The 16579-nt window shown below is 61.8% G+C and carries 18 protein-coding genes; 6 read left to right on the top strand and 12 right to left on the bottom strand.

The genetic code is table 11. The features are described 5' to 3' along the window. Positions 1–65 precede the first annotated feature (65 nt). Positions 66–1325 (top strand): metallophosphoesterase, encoded by a 1260-nt coding sequence (locus tag KVU_RS00230; RefSeq protein WP_236953121.1) that lies wholly within the window; start codon positions 66–68, stop codon positions 1323–1325. Here the strand turns inward: KVU_RS00230 and zapE are convergent, their stop codons facing one another. The 4 genes from zapE to mbfA are packed head-to-tail and all read right to left on the bottom strand — an operon-like array spanning position 1326 to position 4757. Beyond that, positions 1326–2378 carry a cell division protein ZapE gene (gene zapE, locus KVU_RS00225; RefSeq protein WP_013383294.1) on the bottom strand — a complete coding sequence of 351 codons (1053 nt, stop codon included), beginning with the start codon at positions 2376–2378 and terminating at the stop codon, positions 1326–1328. It abuts the gene before it with no gap. Continuing rightward, positions 2375–2818, bottom strand: a complete 444-nt coding sequence (locus KVU_RS00220) for a YaiI/YqxD family protein (RefSeq protein ID WP_013383293.1) — start codon at positions 2816–2818, stop codon at positions 2375–2377. The genes zapE and KVU_RS00220 overlap by 4 nt, the downstream gene beginning before the upstream one ends. Then, positions 2815–3741 (bottom strand): AEC family transporter, encoded by a 927-nt coding sequence (locus KVU_RS00215; protein ID WP_013383292.1) that lies wholly within the window; start codon positions 3739–3741, stop codon positions 2815–2817. The genes KVU_RS00220 and KVU_RS00215 overlap by 4 nt, the downstream gene beginning before the upstream one ends. A 38-nt stretch (positions 3742–3779) precedes the next feature. Continuing rightward, the gene (mbfA, locus tag KVU_RS00210) at positions 3780–4757 is read right to left on the bottom strand and encodes an iron exporter MbfA (RefSeq protein ID WP_013383291.1); all 978 of its coding nucleotides are present in this window, start codon (positions 4755–4757) and stop codon (positions 3780–3782) included. Between the two features lie 111 nt (positions 4758–4868). On the opposite strand from mbfA, the gene KVU_RS00205 reads away from it, so the two are divergent. Continuing rightward, positions 4869–5147, top strand: a complete 279-nt coding sequence (locus KVU_RS00205; protein ID WP_013383290.1) for an I78 family peptidase inhibitor — start codon at positions 4869–4871, stop codon at positions 5145–5147. Positions 5148–5185: 38 nt separating this feature from the next. Further along, on the top strand, positions 5186–5518 hold the full coding sequence (locus KVU_RS00200; RefSeq protein WP_013383289.1) for a DUF2794 domain-containing protein: 333 nt from the start codon (positions 5186–5188) through the stop codon (positions 5516–5518). Here the strand turns inward: KVU_RS00200 and KVU_RS00195 are convergent. From KVU_RS00195 to KVU_RS00185, 3 genes are all read right to left on the bottom strand, one after another. Then, the gene (locus KVU_RS00195; protein WP_013383288.1) at positions 5515–6336 is read right to left on the bottom strand and encodes a C40 family peptidase; all 822 of its coding nucleotides are present in this window, start codon (positions 6334–6336) and stop codon (positions 5515–5517) included. The two genes, KVU_RS00200 and KVU_RS00195, sit on opposite strands and share 4 nt — an antisense overlap. Continuing rightward, positions 6336–7742 (bottom strand): leucyl aminopeptidase family protein, encoded by a 1407-nt coding sequence (locus tag KVU_RS00190; RefSeq protein ID WP_013383287.1) that lies wholly within the window; start codon positions 7740–7742, stop codon positions 6336–6338. The genes KVU_RS00195 and KVU_RS00190 overlap by 1 nt, the downstream gene beginning before the upstream one ends. Positions 7743–7808: 66 nt before the next feature. Then, positions 7809–8201, bottom strand: coding sequence for a hypothetical protein (locus KVU_RS00185; protein ID WP_013383286.1), 393 nt, complete (start codon positions 8199–8201; stop codon positions 7809–7811). A gap of 171 nt (positions 8202–8372) precedes the next feature. Here KVU_RS00185 and KVU_RS00180 point away from each other — a divergent pair, with 171 nt between their 5' ends. Beyond that, positions 8373–9020: a carbonic anhydrase gene (locus tag KVU_RS00180; RefSeq protein ID WP_013383285.1), complete on the top strand. Its 648-nt coding sequence runs from the start codon at positions 8373–8375 to the stop codon at positions 9018–9020. Positions 9021–9069: 49 nt separating this feature from the next. Here KVU_RS00180 and KVU_RS00175 read toward each other — a convergent pair whose 3' ends face one another. The 4 genes from KVU_RS00175 to hemN all read right to left on the bottom strand — a co-directional run bounded on the left by KVU_RS00175 (position 9070) and on the right by hemN (position 13314). Then, the gene (locus tag KVU_RS00175; RefSeq protein ID WP_013383284.1) at positions 9070–9528 is read right to left on the bottom strand and encodes a DUF2267 domain-containing protein; all 459 of its coding nucleotides are present in this window, start codon (positions 9526–9528) and stop codon (positions 9070–9072) included. An 85-nt stretch (positions 9529–9613) separates the two neighbouring features. Next, a complete protein-coding gene (locus tag KVU_RS00170; protein WP_013383283.1) occupies positions 9614–10636 on the bottom strand; it encodes an aspartate-semialdehyde dehydrogenase in 1023 nt (340 codons plus the stop codon). Positions 10637–10696: 60 nt separating this feature from the next. Continuing rightward, positions 10697–11872 carry an MFS transporter gene (locus KVU_RS00165; protein ID WP_013383282.1) on the bottom strand — a complete coding sequence of 392 codons (1176 nt, stop codon included), beginning with the start codon at positions 11870–11872 and terminating at the stop codon, positions 10697–10699. Between the two features lie 92 nt (positions 11873–11964). Next, positions 11965–13314, bottom strand: a complete 1350-nt coding sequence (hemN, locus tag KVU_RS00160; protein WP_013383281.1) for an oxygen-independent coproporphyrinogen III oxidase — start codon at positions 13312–13314, stop codon at positions 11965–11967. Positions 13315–13399: 85 nt separating this feature from the next. Here hemN and fnrL point away from each other — a divergent pair, with 85 nt between their 5' ends. After that, positions 13400–14119: a transcriptional regulator FnrL gene (gene fnrL, locus KVU_RS00155; protein WP_013383280.1), complete on the top strand. Its 720-nt coding sequence runs from the start codon at positions 13400–13402 to the stop codon at positions 14117–14119. 26 nt (positions 14120–14145) lie between these two features. On the opposite strand, the gene KVU_RS00150 is transcribed toward fnrL, so the two are convergent. Further along, entirely contained in the window at positions 14146–14994 is an 849-nt protein-coding gene (locus KVU_RS00150) for a universal stress protein (RefSeq protein ID WP_013383279.1), read from the bottom strand. Positions 14995–15300: 306 nt separating this feature from the next. On the opposite strand from KVU_RS00150, the gene KVU_RS00145 reads away from it, so the two are divergent. Then, the gene (locus tag KVU_RS00145) at positions 15301–16563 is read left to right on the top strand and encodes an NAD(P)/FAD-dependent oxidoreductase (RefSeq protein ID WP_013383278.1); all 1263 of its coding nucleotides are present in this window, start codon (positions 15301–15303) and stop codon (positions 16561–16563) included. Positions 16564–16579 lie beyond the last annotated feature (16 nt).

Here is a 16579-nt window from a genome sequence, read left to right as displayed (position 1 = left end):
TTGCTTTGACAAGTGCTTTCGCCCTGATGCCTGCCTTGTGCGGTGCGCGCGCCCAAAGTGCTGGTATGCAGTTGATTCTGCTGTCCGACCTGCACTCTGCCTATGAGCGGATGGGCCAACTTTTGGCCGCAATCGAGATGCATGTCGCGCATTCCGGCCTGCCGGTCGCCGTATTGATTAACGGCGACGTGTTCGAAAAGGGCAATGTGGTGGCCAGCCGCTCGGGCGGTGAAATCGACTGGGCCTTCCTCACAGCGCTGGCACAGGTCGCACCGACCATCGTGAATATCGGCAATCACGAATCCGATTTCGATGCGGATCTGCGCCATTTCACGGCGCGCGCGAATGAAATCGGTGTGACCGTGATCAGCAATATCATCGATGCGCGCGACGGCAGCGCCTATGCGCCCGCTGCGGCGGTGCTGGATCTGGGCGGTATGCAGGTGCAGATCGCAGGCATCGCGACCGATGCGATCAACACCTATCCCGCCGACACGCGCCCGCAGATCACTGTTCCGGCCCCGGCGGCCTGGGCCGCGGAAAATCTGCCACAAGTCTTCACCGACGGCGCGGCGCATGTCGTCCTCAGCCACGCGGGCGTTGTGCCCGATCGCGAGATTTTGGCCGCCTTGCCCGATGGCGCACTGCTGGTCGGCGGCCATGACCATCTGGTGCTGGAACATGCCGCAGGCGCGACACGCTATATCCATACTGGCGCGTGGTCTGCGCTGATGACCATCGCCACGATCACTGCGACCGGCACTGCCCCCGTGATCGAACGGATCGAGATTGACCGCGCCGCCCCCCTCTCCGCCGCGCTGGCCGATCTGATCCCCGCCGTTCTGGCCGCGCATCTGACGCCAGAGGAAACCGCCAGTGTCGCAACGCTAGAGGCCCCGATGTCGCTGGGCGAGACCGGCCGCTTTGCCGCGCGCGCCATGGCCGAGACGGTGGGCGCTGACGTCGGCTTTATCGGCCACACCTCGTTCGGAACGGGTCTGCCTGCGGGCGATGTCACAGTATTCGATTACAATGCCGGTCTGCGCTTTGACGGCAAGCTGATGCGGGCCGAGGTTGACGCCGCCACGCTGGCCGCGATTCTGGCGATCAGCAACCAAGATGGCGATATGCCATTGGAATCGCGCACGGGTGATTTCCTGTATGCCGACCCAACCGCTCTGGCAGACAAGCAAAGCTATGTCATCGTCACCAATGACTGGGGCGCGATGAATGCAGCGGCCTATTTCCAGCGCAGCGATCTGACCTTTACCGAAGTGCCAGATCTGCGCGTGAAAGCGATTGTCGCCGCCGCGCTTCAGCGCTGATCAGGCCAGCGCCGCACCCCAGCCCGCATCCTGCATTTCGCGCAGACGGCTGGCGGTGCGGGCAAATTCGAAACTGCCCTCGCCGGCGTCATAAAGCGCCTCGGGCAGGGTGGCGGCGCTGCAAAACAGACGCACCTTCGCCTCGTAAAGCGCGTCGATCAGCGTGACGAACCGTTTGGCCTTGTCGTGATTGGCGGGGCCAAGGCGGGGGATATCGTCCAAAATCAGCACACGGCAGCTTTCGGCGATCGCCAGATAATCGGCAGGGCCAAGGGGCTTGCCGCACAGATCATCAAAACGGGCCCGTGCAATGCCATCGTGGAACGCGGGCAAGGTCACATCTCGGCCATAGACACGCAGGGTCTGGGGGCGCGCGGCCGCGCGGCCGGTCAGATCATCCCAGATCGCATCCAGCGCAGCCATGTCCGGCGGCGCGAAATAGCGCTGCGCCCCTTGCAGGCGGCCTTGGCGGTGGTCGGTGGGGCTGGCGAGTTCGACCACATCCAGCCTGTCACGGATCATCGCAATAAAGGGCAGGAATATCTGCCGGTTCAGCCCGTTTTTATATAGATCATCCGGCGCACGGTTCGAGGTTGTCACCACCACTACCCCCCGATCGAACAGCCGCTGAAACAGCCGCCCCACGATCATCGCATCGGTGATATCGGTGATCTGCATCTCGTCCAGCGCCAGCAGTTTGATACGGTTTGCCAGATCATCGGCCACCGGCAGAATGGCGTCTTGCACGCCATCCGCCCGCGCCTTGGCAAGGCCAGCGTGGACGCTTTGCATAAATGCGTGGAAATGGACGCGGTGCAGCGGCACCTGCAGGCTTTGGCACAGCAGATCCATCAGCATCGACTTGCCGCGTCCGACACCGCCCCACAGATAGAGCCCCCGCACCGGCACCGCTTTGCGAAACAGACCGCGCTTGACGGGGCTCGATATCTCGGCCCGCAAACGCTCTAGCGCGGGCAGCACCGCGCGCTGCGCGGCATCGGGTGTGATCGTGCCCGCCGCGACGCGGGCCTCGTAATCGGCAAGGACGCTCATGCGCGGGCCTGCCGCAAGACGCGTTCCAGCGCATCCAGAAAACGGCTGCGGTCCGCCTTGGAAAACGGCCGCCCGCCGCCTTGACGGAAGGGATCGGCTGCGCGCAAGTCCGCCATCAAATCGCGCGCGGCCAAAGTGGGACCGATATTCGCGTGGGTCAGCGCCTCGCCATCGGGGCGCAGCACGGCGGCGGCATTCGCGATCACCTTTGCGGCCAAAGGGATGTCGTTGGTGATCACAACATCGCCCGCGCCCGCACGATCGGCGATCCACTGGTCGGCCACATCCGGCCCATGCGGTACGATTTGCAGCGATATCAGCGGGTTCGCAGGCGGGCGCAGACCGCCATTCGTGACCAAGACTACGGGATGAGCGTGGCGCGTGGCCACACGTTCAACCTCGTCCCGGACGGGGCAAGCATCGGCATCGACATAGATCATACGCCCAGCCACCCCATAACGATCGGCACCGTAAGCGCGCTGAACAGCGTTGTCAGCAAGATTGTCGTCGATATGCGCTGCACGGCCACCCCATATTGTTGCGCCAGAATAAAGGTCGAGCTGGCCACCGGCATCGCCGCCACAGCGATCATCACATGGGCGGGGTCCGTTGGCACATGAAACACCAGCAGCGCCATAATGCCAACCGATAGCGGATGCAGGATCAGCTTTGCCCCCGCCAGCCACATCGCCGCGCCCGCAGGCTCGGCCGGGCGGGTGGCGAGGGATGCGCCCAGTGCAAACAGCGCGCCCGGTGTCGCGGCATTGGTCAGCAGCGCCAGGAAATGATCGACGGGTTCAGGCAATGTCAGGCCAAAGCCTGCAATCACCAGCCCCAGCGCCAGCGCGACAATCATCGGATTGCGCAAAAGCCCGCGCAGCACGGCTGGCCCCACCTGCCATGACACGCGGCCATTTTCGGCAAGGCTCATCAACACGACCATCAGCGCGACAAAAAAGGTGTAATCCAGCACCACGACCATCATCAGCGGCCCGATGGCCCAGTCGCCCATCAGCGTGACGATGACCGGCAACCCCAGAAAGGTGGAATTCGCGACCGAGGTGGTGAACCCCTCCATCGCCATTTCACCAAGGCTGCGCCCGCGTAGGCGCGCCACCAGCATGACAAGGCCGTAGACCAGACCCGTGCCGATGACATAGGCCAGCACGAAGGGCAGCGATAGCACCTCGTGGATCGGCATCGTCGCGGCAAAGCGCAGCATCATCGCCGAGAGCGCAAAATAAAAGACAAACTTCGTCAGATATTGCGTCGCCTCGGCGGGAAAAAAGCCGGTGCGGCCCGCGCCAAAGCCAAGGACAACAAGGCCGAAAAACGGCAGGATTTGATAGAATACGGCAAGCATAAACGCGCCTTACGCCTGCCCCGCGACAAGGTCTAGGCTCAGCCGCCGCCAATCAGCACACCGGCTGCAAAGACCAGCGCACCCCCGATCACCACCTGTGTCACTGCGCGCAAAATAGGCGTTTCCATAAAGCGATTCTGAATCCAGGCAATGGCCCACAGCTCGACAAACACAACCATGATCGCGATGACCGTCGCCAGCCAGAAATCCCCCAGCAAATAGGGCAAGGCATGGCCAAGCCCGCCGACCGTCGTCATCACGCCCGAAGCAATGCCGCGTTTCAGCGGCGAGCCGCGCCCCGAGATCACGCCATCATCATGCGCGGCCTCGGTAAACCCCATCGAGATCCCCGCCCCGACCGCCGCCGCAAGGCCGACCAGCAGCGTCGTGTGGCTGTTCTGCGTCGCAAAAGCCACCGCAAAGATCGGCGCGAGGGTCGAGACCGAGCCATCCATCAAACCCGCAAGGCCGGGCTGCACCCAGGTCAGGATGAATTTACGGCGCGCGGTTTGATCCTCATCGGCACGGGCGTCATCGCCCAGATGCTTTTGCGCAAGGGCGGTTGCAGCCTCGTCGTGGCCCGCCTCGGCGGCGGCCAGATCACCCAGCAGTTTGCGCGTCGCGGCATCTTGGGTGCGCATGGCAGCGCGGGTGTAATAATCGGCGGCGCCGCGTTCCATATTCTGCGCCTCGGCGCGGATCGCCTCCAGCGACAGGTTTTCGGTCAACCACACCGGCTTGCGATGAAAATAGCCCGCCACATGTTCGCGCCGGATCAGCGGGATGACATCACCCCAGCGGATGCGGTGCAGGGCGATCAGCCGTTGGCGATGGGCGTCCTCTTCCTCGGCCATGCCGTCGAATACGGCGGCTGATCCGGGGTAATCCGCGCGCAGATGCTGGGCGAAACTGCGATAGATGCGCGCGTCATCTTCCTCGTTTGAAATCGCCAGCGCGATGATCTCTTGTTCCGTCAGGTCGCTGAACCTGCGGCGCGGGGAAAGGGATAGCAGCATGGCAGACTCCTAATTTAGAATCATTCTAAATATACATTCTGCCTAGGGAGATTTTTTCCTGGGGTCAAGCGAGTGATTGCGCGCTGCGTCAATATGGTCAAGACTATAGCCATGAAACAGATCCTTGCCCTGATCCCCCTCGCCCTGTTGGCGGCCTGTGCCGCGCCGCAGATGGATGAAGCACCCGTGATGCCCGCCGAGGACACCTGCGGCGCCGCGCCCCATGCGGCGCTGATCGGTCAGAACGCCAATGCGCTAGAGCGCGTTTTCCTGATGGGACAGGTGCGCGTCATCCACCCCGATACTGCCGTGACGATGGACTACCGATCTGGGCGGTTGAACTTTATCATTAACGGCGACGGCCAGATCGCGCGCATCACCTGCGGCTGAGACTTGCCAAGGGGCGCGGGCAGAGTCATCATTTTGACATGAACCAAACGATCCCCTTTGCACCCGGTGCGGTTGAGCAGGTGGCGTTTCATCGCACCGAGCTGCAACCGATCCTGAATGTCTATGGCCGCAATGTGGCGGCGGGCGAATGGCGTGATTACGGCATCGCCAATTTGCGCGATGTGGCGATTTTCTCGATCTTTCGCCGCGCAGCGGAAACGCCGGTCTATCGCATTGAAAAACGGCCAAAGCTGCGGATGCGGCAGGGGCAATATGCGGTAATCGGCGCCGAGGGTCAGGTGCTGCGGCGCGGCAATGACCTGCAAGCCGTGTTAAAAGTGCTAGAGGGCAAGCCGCGCCTGATTGATTAAAGCCGCTTGATGGATGTCACGGGGCCGCCGCCCTGCACCTCGATCCGTTTCACCGCCGAGGCATAGTTTTCATAGCGCACTGCCATGTCATTGCCGTTGGCGTGGATCATCGTATCTGCATCCACCATCAGCGCCACATGCCCCTTCCAAAAGATCAGATCACCGCGCTGCAGGGGCGCATCAAGCGGCAAAGCGGTGCCCAGCGCTGCCTCTTGCAGGTCAGCGTCACCCGGACAGGCGATACCGCAGAGGGTCAATGCCATATTCACCGTGCCCGAACAGTCGATCCCCAATGATGAATTGCCGCCCCACAGATAGGGCACGCCGAACAGCATCTGCGCCACGGTGACCGGATCTTGGAATGGCTGGACCAGCGGGCGCAGGTGGGATTTAAAGATAAACCCTTCGGGCGTCTCGAAAAACTTTGGCAGCTCGGCGATCACCGTCACCTCGGCCCCCAGCGAAAGGTGCATCACCTCATGCAGTTTGATATTGGCATCGGGATAAACATGCGTGGCCATCGTGGCGACACGGTGGGTCGCTTGGCGCGCGTCGCCAATGCAATCGGCCGCAATGTACCCGACATAGCCATCACGCGCGGCCTGCACAAAGGCCCAACCGTCGATCACCTCGTAAACGGTGACCGCCGCGCCGAACAGCACCTGACGCTCGCGCTTGCCGGCGGGCTGATCCAGCAGATCGGCCACAGGCCGCGTGACGCGGGCCGGGGTGCCGGTGACAAAGCTGGCGGCCTCGACCTTGCCGCGCAGATATTCAGCGGCGACACGCGTGTTGGCGGGGGTCAGACGACGATCCATTATTGCGCCTCACCCAGCAATTGCGGCAGCGCAGCCAGCAGGGCGCGCGCGCCCTGCCCCACCCCGCCCTTGGGCCGTGCGGGTGCAGCGGCCTGTTGCCACGCATAAATGTCGAAATGCACATAGGGCGCAGCCGCAAAACGGCGCAGGAACAGCGCCGCCGTGATCGAGCCCGCCATACCGCCCCCCGGCGCATTATCCAGATCGGCAATGCCGGGCTCGATCAACGCCTCGTAGGCGGGATGGAAGGGCATCCGCCAGATCGGATCGCGCGCGGCGGTACTGGCGGCGGCGAGGGTCGCAGCAATGCTGTCATCATCGGTATAGAACGGCGGCACATCCGGCCCCAGCGCCACACGCGCCGCGCCCGTCAGCGTTGCCATCGAGATGAGCAGATCGGGTGCATCCTCGCTGGCCAAAGCCAACGCATCCGCAAGCACAAGGCGGCCTTCGGCATCGGTGTTATTCACCTCGACCGTCAGGCCATTGCGCGCGGTCAGCACATCGCCCGGGCGCATCGCGCCGCCCGCGATGCTGTTTTCAACGGCGGGCACCAGCACGCGCAATTGCAGCGGCAGGTTCAGCTGCAAGATCATATGCGCAAGGCCCAGCACCGTCGCCGCACCGCCCATATCCTTTTTCATCAATCCCATACCGGCAGCGGGTTTGATATCAAGACCGCCGGTATCAAAGCAGACGCCCTTGCCCACCAACGTCAGGCGCGGGCCGGTGGTGCCGAAATTCATCTCGATCAGGCGCGGCGCGCGATCAGCGGCAGCGGCGCGGCCGACGGCGTGGATCATCGGGAAATTCGCATCCAGCAGCGCGTCGCCCACCGTCACACCAGAGGTTCCGCCATGCAGATCAGCCAGCGCCACGGCAACATTCGCCAGTTGCGCGGGGCCCATATCAGCGGCGGGCGTATTCACCAGATCACGCGTCAGATATTCACCCGCTGCGATTGCGTTCAGCCGGCCCGCGTCGACACCCTCGGGCGCGACAAGGCGCGCTTTGGGGGTGTTTTGCGCCTTGTAACGATCAAAACGATAGCTTTCGAACAGCCAGCCCAGCGCGAATTCCTCGGCCTCGTCATGGGTCAGCAGCGGCACAAGGCGATAATCGCCAGCGGGCAGGCGCGCGGCAGCGCCCGCCATGACGAAACGGCCACGCCTGCGCGCCTCGGCACTGCCGCGCCCGATCAGCACGCCTGCGATACTGCCGTCCACCTCGGGCAAGATCAGCACTTCACCCGCGCCTGCAGCAAAACCTGTGGCACCGGCAAAGGCGCCTTGCGCGGGCGGAAGGCCCGCCAGAAACGTGGCCAAATCCTCGGGCGCGATCAGATAAAGCGGCGTCGCATCCTCGTGCGGGGCAGCGAGTGTGGGCGTGGGGAAAGTATAGGTCATAGCATCATCCTGTCGTTGCCCCGACCCTATCGCCTTGGCCGCCGCCCGACAATCACCGCAGGCCGACTAATCCGCCAACTGACAGGCCAGCATGAAAAGCGCCGCATGTCCAAGCCGCTCTAACCGCGCAAGCGTCGCGGCAAAGGCGACATCATCCTGCGCGACATGACAATCGAGCACATTCCCCGCAACACGTTCCAGCGCGGCAAAGCCGAAGCGTTCCGCAATTTCGGCGATCACGCCGACATGGCGCACGAATGTCGCAATATCATAATAGGTCTGCACATCATTGAGGCGCAGCAAGCGCTGTTCAAGCTGCGCCGCCTCTTCGCGCAGGGTCATCTGAAACGCGTCTGGCCCCATGCCCGCAACCAATTGCAACATGCGGGCGCGGTTCGGGGCCAGCCCCTCGCGCAGGCGCAGGGCAATAGGTGGGTCGATTTCGGCCGATTGCGCCATGCCTGAACCTTTCGCAGCGCCCCTTACCGCCCCTCTGATAACGGCAATTCGTTCCCAATTCGTTTCCGCGCCCCGCGTGGCGAGTTAGAAATCCCCTCGCACTTGGCGGCGAATTGCGTGATAGAACGACAGATGGGCCGGACGCGGCCAAGTTTCACAGATGAGGATATCATGAAAATCGCGAGGCCCCTGCCCGATTATCTTGTGCGCCGCTATCAGGGCTGGAAAGCCACCAGCTATGCCGAGAATAGCGCCTGGTATAAGCGCCTTGCCGAAGGCGGCCAGCACCCGCGCGCCATGGTGATTTCCTGCTGTGACAGCCGCGTGCATGTCACCTCGATCTTTGGGGCCGACCAGGGCGAATTCTTTATCCACCGCAATATCGCGAACCTCGTGCCACCCTATAAGCCGGACGGCGAGCAGCACGGCACATCGGCGGCGATCGAATATGCGGTCACCGCGCTGAAAGTTGCGCATGTCATCGTGCTGGGCCATTCCAGCTGCGGCGGCGTGCAGGGCTGTCACGACATGTGTTCGGGCGCCGCGCCGCAACTGCTAGAGCAATCCAGCTTTGTCGGCCGTTGGATGGATATCCTGCGCCCCGAATACGAGAACCTGCCCAAAGGCGATCTGCCGACGCGCCTGCGCGCGTTTGAAAAGGCCTCGGTCGTGCGGTCGCTGTTCAACCTGATGACCTTCCCCTTTGTCGCGGATGCGGTCGAGAGCGGTATGCTCACGCTGCACGGGCTGTGGAACGATATTGGCGAGGGTTCGCTAGAACAATACGATGCCGACGCGGCGGTGTTTAAGCCGGTCTAAGGTGCCAAGCCCGCCCGGACCGGCGGGCTTTTTACTTGCCGTCGGCGCGCTAGAAAATCCGCCGCGCGATCTCGGCCGGGTCAGTCACATCAACGTGCCAAAATGCGACTGAGCCTTCGGGAAGACGCGACAATACACGTTCAAAGTCGTTGCGATCAATATAGCGGCGCAAGGACCAGGCCGTCGCCTCGATTGCGTTATCTGGCGTCAGATTATGATGCTGGCGTATTTTTTTGACCTCTTGCACCAGGGCCCCGCGATCTTCAAAGGGCATCGGCGGCTGCGCTAAACGCCAATCTGCGACGAATACAGCACGCGGAACAGAGGGAAGAACAGACGCGAAATCAAGGCCTTGCTGCGCGGTCAACCGCCGGCGGAACACCTGCAGCACACCGTCCATCGCTGTATAGGCCGAGTTGTCGGAAACCAAATCCATTCGATCCTTTAAATCATCAAGGATCGCGCGCCATTCCTTTGACGCATGGCGATAGGTCCATGGCATGGGCATATGCAATCTCCCCTGGTGGGTTCCCGATGATTGCATATAGCGCGGGAAAAGCAAAAGGGGCGCCGCTGGGCGCCCCTTTGTCACTTTAGCCTTTTTTCAGGCAACGTTGGCCCAGAACCTCGGCGATTTGCACCGCGTTCAGCGCCGCGCCCTTGCGCAGGTTATCCGAGACGATCCACAGGTTCACACCGTTATCAATCGTCGAATCCTGACGGATACGCGAGACGAAAGTGGCATATTCGCCGACGCATTCGACGGGGGTGATGTAACCGCCCGCTTCGCGCTTATCGACGACCAGAATACCGGGGGCCTCGCGCAGGATGTCACGGACTTCTTCTTCGTCGATGAAATCTTCGAATTCGATATTCACGGCTTCGGAATGGCCGACGAACACCGGAACGCGCACGCAAGTCGCGGTCAGCTTGATGCTTTTATCAAGGATCTTCTTCGTCTCGGCGACCATCTTCCATTCTTCCTTGGTCGAGCCATCGTCCAGGAAAACATCGATATGGGGGATCACGTTGAAGGCGATCTGTTTGGGGTAGACCTTTGGCGCAACCTCTTGACCCGGGACATACATGCCCTTGGTCTGGTTCCACAGCTCGTCAATCGCCTCTTTGCCGGTGCCCGAGACGGATTGATAGGTCGCAACCACGACACGCTTGATCTTGGCGCGGTCATGCAGCGGCTTTAGCGCCACGACCAGCTGCGCGGTCGAGCAGTTGGGATTCGCGATAATGTTCTTTTTCGAATAGCCGACGACAGCATCCGCGTTCACTTCGGGCACGATCAGCGGCACGTCGGGATCATAGCGATACAGCGACGAGTTATCGATGACCACACAGCCCGCAGCCGCGGCCTTGGGGGCGTATTCCTTGGTCGCATCAGAGCCGATGGCGAAAAGCGCAATATCCCAGCCCTTGAAATCGAATTGTTCAAGGTCTTGGGTCTTCAGGGTTTTGTCGCCAAAGCTCACTTCTGTTCCCAGCGACCGGCGGCTTGCCACGGCGGCAATCTTATCGACCGGAAACTCGCGCTCGGCGAGAATATTGAGCATTTCGTGACCCACGTTACCCGTGGCGCCGACGACGACGACGTTATAGCCCATGCGTTTGGCTCCTTGCTAGACCGGCGCTCCTCTTACCCGATGGTGGACGCGGGGGAAAGGTCAGATATTGCGCGCACCCTCGCGCGAGAAGGCATAAATTGCCACACCCACTGCGACAATCAGGCCGAACATCAGGAAAATACCGGCATAGGGCGCGGTGGCGGGCTGTGGCGGGATCGCGCCAAAGACGCGGCCGCTGGTGAATTGCAAAATGCCGACGCCGCCGATGCTGAACAGGTTCATGAATGTCACCCCCCGTCCCGTCAGGTGCGGCGGCAGAAAGCCGCGCCCATGCGCCATCAACACCGGGAAATTCGCACCGAAAAAGCCGACACAGGCGAAAAGCACGATGGACAGCGCCAGCGACTGTCCGGCCGTCGCCGATAGCACCAGCAGCGCCACCGCCATGATCGCGCTGCCGCCCATGGCGACGAATTTACGGCTGCGCAGCAACCGCTCGGCCGGGCCATAAAGCAGGCTGCCCACCGCAATCGAGACGCCGATGACCAGCGCCGAAGCCCCAATCCCCGCTGCATCCAGCCCAAAGATGTCATGGGTATATGGCCCGACCCACAGCCCGCTGATCGCGGCGACCGGCGCGTAAGATACGAACAGCAACGCATAAATCGGCCATAGCGAGCGGATCGCCATCACATCGCGCAAAGATCCGGTGCTACCCTCGACCCTTGGCGGGTCGACCACGCGCCACTGGATCAGCGCTGCCGTCAGCACCGATAGCGCAGCAAGGCACCAGACGGTTTCACGCCAGCCGAGAAAGCCCAGCGCCCAGGCCAAAGGGTAAGAGCTAGAGATATTACCAAAGCTGCCAATCGCGATCACCGCCCCCGCCAGCGTTGCAAAAACCGCCGGGCTATAGATGCGGGCAAAGATGTAATAGCTAGAGACCAGCACAGGCGCACAGCCCGCCCCGATCAGCGTCATCGCCACCGTGATATGCCACGGCTGCGTGGCCAGCGCGAAAATCGCAGCGCCACCGCCGGTGCCAAGGCCGAACAGCAACGCCGTGGTGCGGCGGGGGCCGATCTTGTCCAGCGCGATGCCGACGGGGATTTGCAGCGCGGCAAAGGCCACGAACCACAGGCTAGAGGCCGTGGCGAGCGTCTCGGGTGTCGTGCCGATCTCGGCCCCCAGATAGGGCGTCAGAACCGCCAAAAACGCACGATAGAATTGCGACAGGCCATAGGCCAGCAGCAGGCAGATAATCCCGATACGCATGAAGTCCCCCTCCCCGGGGCGCGCGCCGCCCGAAGATGGGGTAGCGTTCGCACGCTGCCTAAAATTCAGGCAGCGCGCAAGAGGATAAGCGGCTAAATCGCGCGGGAATGCCGTCCTTCGGGTGCGACATAGGCATCCATCGTCTGTGCCGCCATCCGCGCCAGATGCCGAGCGGGGCCGATCAGCTCGATCCGGCTGCCGTCTTTTACCAGATGCGCATGAAAGGTGGATAAAAGCGGCAGGACAATTGCCTCGACCGCCTCGATCGGGCGGTCAAAGCGGCGCGCATGGGTGGCGATGTCGACGCTGAAATTACACAGCAATTCCTCGATCATCGCGCCGCGCAGCAGGTCGTCAGAGGTGAACCTATGCCCCCGCGCCGTTGGCAATCGCCCAGCGGCCACATGGGCCCCGTAATCCGAGATCGCCGCCACATTTTGCGCATAGCCCTGCGCAAAGCGCGAAATGCTAGAGGCGCCAATCCCGATCAACGCATCGGCATTTTCCTCGGTATACCCCTGGAAATTGCGGCGCAGGCTGCCGATCTCGGCGGCAAAAGCCAGGCTGTCACCGGGCAGGCAGAAATGATCGATACCGACCGGATGATAACCACCGTCCAGCAACTGACGCCGCGCAGCTTCGAACAGGGCAAGGCGGGCTTGGGGGTCCGGCAGCGCAGCATCCTCGATCATCACCTGACGGCGGCTGCGCAATGGGGCATGCCCATGGCCAAATAGGGCTAGCCGGTCCGGGCGAATATCCATCACCTTTTCAATCGTTTGCGTCATACTATCGGGCGTTTGATAGGGAAGGCCGTAAAGCACATCCATCGTCACACAGCCAACCCCCCGCGCGCGCAGGCCAGCGACGGCCTTGCGCGTGACCGCGAACGGCTGCACGCGCCCCGTGACGGTTTGCACCCGAGGGTCGAAACCCTGAACCCCGATCGCCGCGCGATTCATCCCGATTTGGGCAAGAGCATCCAGACGCGCATCGTCCACTGCGGCCGGGTCAATCTCGACCGAAATACGGGCAGTGCGGGTAAAGGGGCGAAAATCACGCAGGGCCTGCCCCAGCTCTGACAGCATTTCCGCTGACAGGATCGTGGGTGTGCCGCCCCCCAGATGCACCGAGGCCACCCTTACATCGGGTGGCAAATAGCCCGCGATCAAAGCAAGCTCGGCCAGAATATGGTCCAGATAACGCCGCAAGGGACGATCCGTCATCAGGCCATGCGTGTGATCGGCACAGAACCAACACAGGCGGCGACAATAAGGAATATGCACGTAAATCGCGATATGGCCGCTGCGCGGCACCGTTTTTAGCCACGATTCGCTTTGCGACGGCGCAAGCGTGTCGAAATGATTGGCAGGTGGATAGCTGGTATAGCGCGGCACATGCGCGTCAAACAGACCAAGATGCTTAAACGCATAATGTGTCACGATAATGATTCCTGCAGTATTTCCGAACGTCTAAAAATAGTGCGCGGCCTTAAACCTGCCGCCGTGATGGAATAAGTGTGTCGCTATGGCTCGAACATTTGAAAGCTGCGCCTCTTGCGCCATCCATGCCCAAGCCATCTGCGCGCTGTGCGATGCGGATGAAATGCATGTGCTGGACGAGATGAAGTATTTCCGCAGCTACCCGCCTGGTCAAACGATTGTTTTCGCAGGTGACCGGTTGGACTTCATGGCCTCGGTCGTAAGCGGCCTTGCCACACTGTCACAAGACTTGCATGACGGCCGCCGTCAGACGGTTGGTCTGTTGCAACCTTCTGATTTCATTGGAAGGCCGGGCCGGCCGATTGCGCGATATGACATCACCGCCGCATCCGAAGTTTTGCTGTGCTGTTTTGCGCGCCGCCCATTTGAAAAGCTGATCGCCAGCACGGCGCATATTGGCAGCCGTCTGCTGGAGATGACGCTCGATGAATTGGATGCCGCGCGCGACTGGATGCTGGTTCTGGGGCGCAAATCGGCCCGCGAAAAAATCGCGAGCCTTTTGCTGATATTGGCCACGCGCGCCGCCCAAAACGCCGGACCTCCCTTTTCGGCAGATGTACAGATCGACCTGCCACTAACACGCGAAGCCATGGCCGATCACCTTGGCCTGACGCTAGAGACCGTCAGCCGCCAGTTTTCGGCCCTGCGTCATGATGGTGTGATCACGCTGGCAGGCGCGCGCCACGTCACCATAGCTGACATGGCGCGGCTGCGGCGCGAGGCCGGGGATGGCCTGCATATCTGATCGCAACGCCCGGCCCCTTGCCGCGGTTAATGCGACATCAAAACGGGCAACGGCATCTCGTTCAGCATACTGCGTGTCGTGCCGCCCAGTACCGCCTGACGCAGGCGGGAATGACCATAGGCCCCCATCACCAGCACATCCGCGCCGTGGTCAGCGGCATAGCGCGTGATCATATCCGCGACCTTTGGCAAGGTGCGCGCGACAATCGCCACATCGGCTTTGGCCCCCTGACGCGAGAGCATCATGGCCAGCGCGCCGCCGGGGTCAGACCGCTCGCCCGAACGCACGGCAGGGTCGATCATCAGGATATCCACCTGCTGGGCCGCTGTCAGAATCGGCAGCGCCTTGCGGATGGTTGACAGCGCCTCGTCGCTTTCATTCCAGGCGACAACCGCGCGTTTGAAATGATCGGCAAATTTGGCCGGATCGCTATCGTTGGGGATCACCAGCACGGCCGCATCGCTGTTGAACAGCGCGCCTTCCAGCAGCGCCTCGGCAATGCGACCGCGATCCTCGCCGTAAGGCTGCGGCGCAATGATCAGATCGCTATAGCGCGCGTAACGGCCCACCAGCAGCTCCAGACCCGCGCTCGCGGTTGCCACGGGCTGCACATAGACGCGCGACTGACCCGTCGGCACCATGGTTTCGACCCAAGCGGCCAGCTTGCTCGCGGTTTCTTGCGCCTCGGTTATGCCAGAGGATAAAAACACCGGCATCGCCCCTGCCAGCGTCGCATCATATTGAATCGGATCAATCCCTAGGCAGAACACCTCAAGATGCGCATTGTCCCGGCCTGCAACCTCCATCGCAGCGGCAAGCGCCACAGAGTCGCGATCGGCATCATGCACGAAAATGGCAATGGTCTTATAGCTCATAGCAACTTCTCCGCAGTGGCCCCGATGGGCCGGTTGTCCAGCCCCTGATCGGCGGGGCCCACAGCAACATGCTAACAAGACTAATGGTTCTGGCCATGATAGGATTTGATTTGAATCAAACTTTGGCCATTTTCTGCATATTTTTTGGAAGGCCAGCCATGAACCCATGTCGCCAGCGAATAGCAGCTGACCTATTTTCCCTGCTTGGGTCCCGGCCCCTTGTGTCCGGCGCGGCATCTCGACATGTTAGCGCTATCTTGCTGCGCCGCCGGGGCGTGGCTTTACTGTTAAGGCGGAAATAACGACATGGCACATCGGGTCGTCGTCGTCGGTGCTGGCTTTGCCGGCCTGCAACTGGTGCAAAACCTAAAAGGCAGTGGTTGCGACATTACACTTATTGACCAGCGAAACCACCATCTTTTCCAGCCGCTGCTGTATCAGGTTGCAACAACCCTGCTGGCCACATCGGAAATCGCCTGGCCGATCCGCCGCCTGATGCGCCCGCGCAAGGATGTAACGACCCTGCTGGCGACAGTCGATGGCGTCGACCGCGAGACGCGCGAAGTGCTGCTGCGCGATGGCACGCGCGTCCCCTATGATACGCTGGTGCTGGCCACGGGCGCGCGCCATGCCTATTTCGGCCGCGATGAATGGGAGGCTGACGCCCCCGGCCTGAAAACGCTGGAAGATGCCACAACGATTCGCCGCCGCCTGCTGCTGGCGTTCGAGCGCGCCGAGCTGACCACCGACCCGGCCGAGCGCGAGGCCCTGCTGACATTCGCCATTATCGGCGCGGGCCCCACCGGGGTCGAGCTGGCCGGCATCATTGCCGAGCTCGCCCACCGCATCCTGCCCCGCGAATTCCGCCGCATCGACACTGACCGCGCCCGCATCATGTTGATCGAGGCTGGCCCCCGCATCCTGCCCGCGTTTTCGCCCAATCTGTCGGATTATGCGGCGCAATCGCTGCAAAAAGTCGGGGTCGAGGTGCTGACCGGCAAGCCGGTCACGCAGATCTCGGACAAGGGCATCGTGCTGGGAGACGAGCCGATTGCCGCGCGCACCGTGATCTGGGCGGCGGGTGTGCAAGCCTCGCGCGCGAAAGACTGGCTGGGCGGGGTCGAGGCTGACCGCGCGGGCCGCGTCATGGTGCAGCCCGATCTGACGCTGGCCGGTGCACCCGATATTTTCGTGCTGGGCGATACCGCCCATGTGGAATCCGACGGCAAACCCGTGCCGGGTGTCGCCCCCGCCGCAAAGCAACAAGGCGAATATGCAGCAAAGCTGATCCGCACGCGGTTAGAGGGCAAGGACGCCCCCGCCCCGTTCAAATACAAACACATGGGCAATCTTGCGACCATCGGGCGCAATTCGGCAGTCATCGAATTTGGCAAATTCCAGATGCGCGGCTGGCTGGCGTGGTGGATCTGGGGCTTTGCCCATATCTATTTCCTGATCGGCACCCGCTCGCGGATTGTGGTGCTGCTCAGCTGGCTGTGGATTTTCATCTCGGGGCAGAATTCGGCCCGGTTGATTACCCAAAAAGAAACGCTGAAAGACGATGTATAAAAAAGGGGGCCAATCG

It is taken from the genome of Ketogulonicigenium vulgare WSH-001, assembly GCF_000223375.1.
GTDB lineage: Bacteria > Pseudomonadota > Alphaproteobacteria > Rhodobacterales > Rhodobacteraceae > Ketogulonicigenium > Ketogulonicigenium vulgare.
Note: the sequence above shows the minus strand (reverse complement) of the source record. Positions and strands in the feature narration are given on the sequence as shown.

Excerpts from the sequence above, each read along its gene's own strand:
- KVU_RS00230 (WP_236953121.1), top strand. The coding sequence starts at position 66 with ATGCAGTTGATTCTGCTGTCCGACCTGCACTCTGCCTATGAGCGGATG.
- zapE (WP_013383294.1), bottom strand. The coding sequence starts at position 2,378 with ATGAGCGTCCTTGCCGATTACGAGGCCCGCGTCGCGGCGGGCACGATC.
- KVU_RS00220 (WP_013383293.1), bottom strand. The coding sequence starts at position 2,818 with ATGATCTATGTCGATGCCGATGCTTGCCCCGTCCGGGACGAGGTTGAA.
- KVU_RS00215 (WP_013383292.1), bottom strand. The coding sequence starts at position 3,741 with ATGCTTGCCGTATTCTATCAAATCCTGCCGTTTTTCGGCCTTGTTGTC.
- mbfA (WP_013383291.1), bottom strand. The coding sequence starts at position 4,757 with ATGCTGCTATCCCTTTCCCCGCGCCGCAGGTTCAGCGACCTGACGGAA.
- KVU_RS00205 (WP_013383290.1), top strand. The coding sequence starts at position 4,869 with ATGAAACAGATCCTTGCCCTGATCCCCCTCGCCCTGTTGGCGGCCTGT.
- KVU_RS00200 (WP_013383289.1), top strand. The coding sequence starts at position 5,186 with ATGAACCAAACGATCCCCTTTGCACCCGGTGCGGTTGAGCAGGTGGCG.
- KVU_RS00195 (WP_013383288.1), bottom strand. The coding sequence starts at position 6,336 with ATGGATCGTCGTCTGACCCCCGCCAACACGCGTGTCGCCGCTGAATAT.
- KVU_RS00190 (WP_013383287.1), bottom strand. The coding sequence starts at position 7,742 with ATGACCTATACTTTCCCCACGCCCACACTCGCTGCCCCGCACGAGGAT.
- KVU_RS00185 (WP_013383286.1), bottom strand. The coding sequence starts at position 8,201 with ATGGCGCAATCGGCCGAAATCGACCCACCTATTGCCCTGCGCCTGCGC.
- KVU_RS00180 (WP_013383285.1), top strand. The coding sequence starts at position 8,373 with ATGAAAATCGCGAGGCCCCTGCCCGATTATCTTGTGCGCCGCTATCAG.
- KVU_RS00175 (WP_013383284.1), bottom strand. The coding sequence starts at position 9,528 with ATGCCCATGCCATGGACCTATCGCCATGCGTCAAAGGAATGGCGCGCG.
- KVU_RS00170 (WP_013383283.1), bottom strand. The coding sequence starts at position 10,636 with ATGGGCTATAACGTCGTCGTCGTCGGCGCCACGGGTAACGTGGGTCAC.
- KVU_RS00165 (WP_013383282.1), bottom strand. The coding sequence starts at position 11,872 with ATGCGTATCGGGATTATCTGCCTGCTGCTGGCCTATGGCCTGTCGCAA.
- fnrL (WP_013383280.1), top strand. The coding sequence starts at position 13,400 with ATGGCTCGAACATTTGAAAGCTGCGCCTCTTGCGCCATCCATGCCCAA.
- KVU_RS00150 (WP_013383279.1), bottom strand. The coding sequence starts at position 14,994 with ATGAGCTATAAGACCATTGCCATTTTCGTGCATGATGCCGATCGCGAC.
- KVU_RS00145 (WP_013383278.1), top strand. The coding sequence starts at position 15,301 with ATGGCACATCGGGTCGTCGTCGTCGGTGCTGGCTTTGCCGGCCTGCAA.